The sequence below is a fragment of the Microcystis sp. BLCC-F209 genome (genome assembly GCF_041928595.1).
In the GTDB taxonomy this organism is placed as follows: domain Bacteria; phylum Cyanobacteriota; class Cyanobacteriia; order Cyanobacteriales; family Microcystaceae; genus Microcystis.
Genome location: NZ_JBHFLL010000007.1, coordinates 1 through 3,597 on the forward strand (window position 1 = coordinate 1; position 3,597 = coordinate 3,597).

Below are 3,597 nucleotides of genomic sequence, written 5' to 3' on the forward strand. Positions count from 1 at the left end.
GAAAATTCCTCAAGCTCCCTCTCTGCACAGCAATGCTCTAAAGTTGATAAATATCAATCTGACAAAAACTCAAAGCCTTAGTATATAAACTTTACAAGCATGAGTTGTTGATAGTTTTACATGACAGGTTCGGTAGAGCCAGATAATTCAAGGCTTCTTGATTCATGACCATATCTGAATCCTCCTGTTTAGTGAATTTAAGCGACGGGCATGAGTGCGCCTTCATTGCTATCAAGAATGGGAGCTATAGTTCTTATCGGCTGCTTAATTGGCAGCCCCAATCAGGATAAAAGACGACCAACAATAAGGATGAGGATATTTTTTGATCAGGCTTAGTTTTGCCTCTCTCATCCCTGGGCTTTTGTTCATTTCTGTCTGGAGATTTCGATAGAATTTAGCCATCATAATTAAAGTAATTATCTCAGGGAATTTGTCTGCTAATTCTTTGTCATCGGGCGCGTTCCAAAGACTGGTAATTACTGATGATGTAAGCCAGTCCCGATATTTCTCTGCTATCAGCCTTGGCTTCTTTGGTGGTTTGGCAAGCACTCAGAGTGATTAATTCGCTGTTTTCTAATCCTAATAATGCGGCATCGGCGATGTTATATTAAACCTCTTGCACAATTAACTTTTGATAGTTCAAAAACGGCAAAAATAAGGATTAAATTGCCTAAAATCTGTCAAGAGATTATGGAATTAATTATTATTCATTCTTAATTCTCCTGACTACTGGCTACTTACTCCTAACAACAACTTTTGATTTTTACCAGAGGTCTATTAATAATCCGTCAACAGTGAGTGCTTAAAAACGGATTTGGTGTCAAAATGTGTTTTTTTCTTGATTGTCTGAAGATTGAACACGAAAGGGAGGCGCAACATAATCGGAAGGTAAATAATTTTCGGGAATGGTTGTTGTATTTCCATCTCGTAGGGAAGTGTAACTGGGAGAGAGAATCTCAATCCCAGCTTCATTACACTTATCTTGAATATTTTGATGGAGTTCTGAATAAATTATTACCATCAAATTGGGTTGGTTAGTGTAAGCGTTTAATTGATAACTGATGTAAAAATTATCTAGGCTAGTTTGCAGGACAAAAGGTGCGGGTTCTTTGAGAATATGCACAGTTTCTAGAGCAGCTTCAATTAAGGTTTTGTGGGCTTTTCGCCAAGGCAGATCGTACCCTAGGGTAATCGTTGTCTGAATAATTAGATTTCTGTTTAATTCCCGCGAGGAAATACTAAAGTTAATCACATTACTACTTAATAAAGATGAGTTAGGAATAGTAATGATTTTATTAGTGGGAGTGCAAATGCGAATTACTAGGAAGTTTTTTTCAATTAGATCGCCAATTACATCTCCCACTTGAATGTGATCTCCGATGCGAAATGCCCGGGTATAGATAAGAATAATTCCCCCGATGACATTGGCGATCGCTGAAGTAGAACCAAGGGATAAAAGAAGACCAAGAAAAACAGAAACACCGCGGAAAGCAGGGGAATCAAAACCGGGCAAATAGGGAAAAGCCATTATTGCCGCTAAGGCAATAATTATGACTAATAGGAGATTGTAAGTAGGTTTAGCCCAATCAGTATAAAAACCAGGAATAATCAGATTTCCTCTTTCTATTGCTGTAAAAAATGGCTTGATTAGCCGGATTAAGTAGTAGGTTATAAAAATGATTATGGCAATAATAAAGGCATTGGGAAGATATTTACCAATAGAGGATAAAACCAGTTCTAATGATTGAGAAAAATAAACTAAAATACTCTCGCCAAAAACTCTTGTCCAGGGAAATAAACGGAGTACAAATGTAGTATAATTAAATAATAATAAAAAGAGAACAAGTAAGCGAATTATACGCAGAAATCGCAGCCCCAAAAAGCTGATCTTAGAGGAAGATATGATCTCAACATTCCCGATTTGAATGCCTGGTGTCAAGGATTCAATCAAACGTCGAATAAAGGGAAATAGCTTCCCTGAAATTTTGATAACTGCAAAGCTAATAATCAAGAAAACAAAGGTAGCTATAACCGTATAAATGACGTTCTTAAGTAGTTGTTCTGGTTTTCGATCTTGGCGATATTGAGCGATAGCGACCTGAATTTTTTGTAAAGCTTGTTGAGCTAAAACCTCCGGCGTTGAACGATAGGCTTTTGCGTCTCCCTCAGTCACCGTTAGAATTACTTCTTGATCTACACTTAAATAAAGTGAGTTATCATCAGGAATCTGCTTAATTGTCAGGTTCTCAACAGGAATAGAATCATTGTGAGCAATTCTTTCAATTCTCCGGGTAATAGCGTTAGCTCTCTCCTCCGCCGAAAATGAAGAAACTCCCCGTCGGATAAAAAAGAGGGGTTTTCCATCTAACATAACTGGAAAGCCGTCAATTTTGTTTTCCAGTTGTGTCGGATTTTGAGCTATTCCCAAAAGAGGGGAGGTAAGAGTCAGTAGTAAAACTACAGCAAATATTAGCAGAGTATCCCCAATTTTTTTCATCCATCCTCTAGCTCTAGATGCTGTAGTTAGCATTAAATATCTTTGATTAATATCGACAACTGGTACAAATTGCATAGTGGGACTTAAACGATCAACAAGAGTATAATAGAGTATAATCGTTAAAGAGTAAGCACTTTACGTTGAAAGATCAGCGATGAAAGAGACAACCCCAGCTGCGATGCCTCCCTGCTTTGACCGATGGTGTCGGCGGTTTGACAATTGCTTCAAAAACGAAGCGCAAAAAAACGGCTTCAGACAATATTTAGGAGGATTATTAGGGGAAAGTGAGAGGAAAAACCTCACTCAAATCGCCAATAATGCCGTCGGAGTAGTTTATAACCGATTACATCACTTTTTGACCGAATCTCCTTGGTCAGACCGTCAGGTGAATGAATGTCGGTTGCAAGTGATGAACCAATGCCGCCGGACGCAAATACCCCGAGGATTTTCCCTGATTGTCGATGACTCAGGACATCGAAAAAGTGGCAATCTGACCGCCGGAGTTGAGAGGCAGTACTTGGGAGAAATTGGCAAGACAGACAACGGAATAGTCGCCGTCACTACTCATCTCTACGACGGCAAAAAAAGTGTACCCCTAGACATTGAAATTTATCAACCAGCTAGTTCCTTAGCCGAGGGGAAAGAAGACAAAGAATTTAAGAAGAAACCGGAGATATCGATAGATTTAATTGACTGGACCTTAACCAGAGGCTATCGACCGAAAATCGTGTTAATAGATGCTGGTTATGGCAACAAGACAAATTTTCTAAAAGCCCTGGAAGAAAGAAAGCTAAAATACTTAGGAGGATTGGCAAAAAATCGAAAAGTAATTATTGAAAAAGAAGGGGGTGTGGAAGAAACAATCCAGCTTGAGCAACTAGCAAAAAGCCTATCAGAAAAGGATTGGGAGAAAATCACCCTAAATCTAGATCAAGAAAAAACGGTTTGGGTAGTGGTATTCAGAGCGAAAATATCTCAACTAGAAGGAGAAAGGAACTTGGCTATCGTCATGAATGCAAGTTCAATTGAAAAAGCAACAGAGGTGGACTATTTCATCACCAATGTAGTCGAGGCAGATACAGTAACAGCGTCGTGGATAG

At 38.8% G+C, this 3,597-nt stretch carries 3 protein-coding genes; 1 reads left to right on the forward strand and 2 read right to left on the reverse strand.

Annotated elements, in window-relative coordinates; all coding sequences use genetic code 11:
- Window positions 1–264 precede the first annotated feature (264 nt).
- Together ACE1AQ_RS00320 and ACE1AQ_RS00325 are read right to left on the reverse strand one after the other, a co-directional pair.
- Window positions 265–549, reverse strand: a complete 285-nt coding sequence (locus ACE1AQ_RS00320) for a CHAT domain-containing protein (RefSeq protein ID WP_306344835.1) — start codon at window positions 547–549, stop codon at window positions 265–267.
- 271 nt (window positions 550–820) lie between these two features.
- Window positions 821–2,572 (reverse strand): mechanosensitive ion channel family protein, encoded by a 1,752-nt coding sequence (locus ACE1AQ_RS00325; protein ID WP_172456665.1) that lies wholly within the window; start codon window positions 2,570–2,572, stop codon window positions 821–823.
- A gap of 79 nt (window positions 2,573–2,651) precedes the next feature.
- Here ACE1AQ_RS00325 and ACE1AQ_RS00330 point away from each other — a divergent pair.
- The coding region (locus ACE1AQ_RS00330; RefSeq protein WP_374807637.1) for an IS701 family transposase at window positions 2,652–3,597 on the forward strand (946 nt) is incomplete at its 3' end.

Excerpts from the sequence above, each read along its gene's own strand:
- ACE1AQ_RS00325 (WP_172456665.1), bottom strand. The coding sequence starts at position 2,572 with ATGCAATTTGTACCAGTTGTCGATATTAATCAAAGATATTTAATGCTA.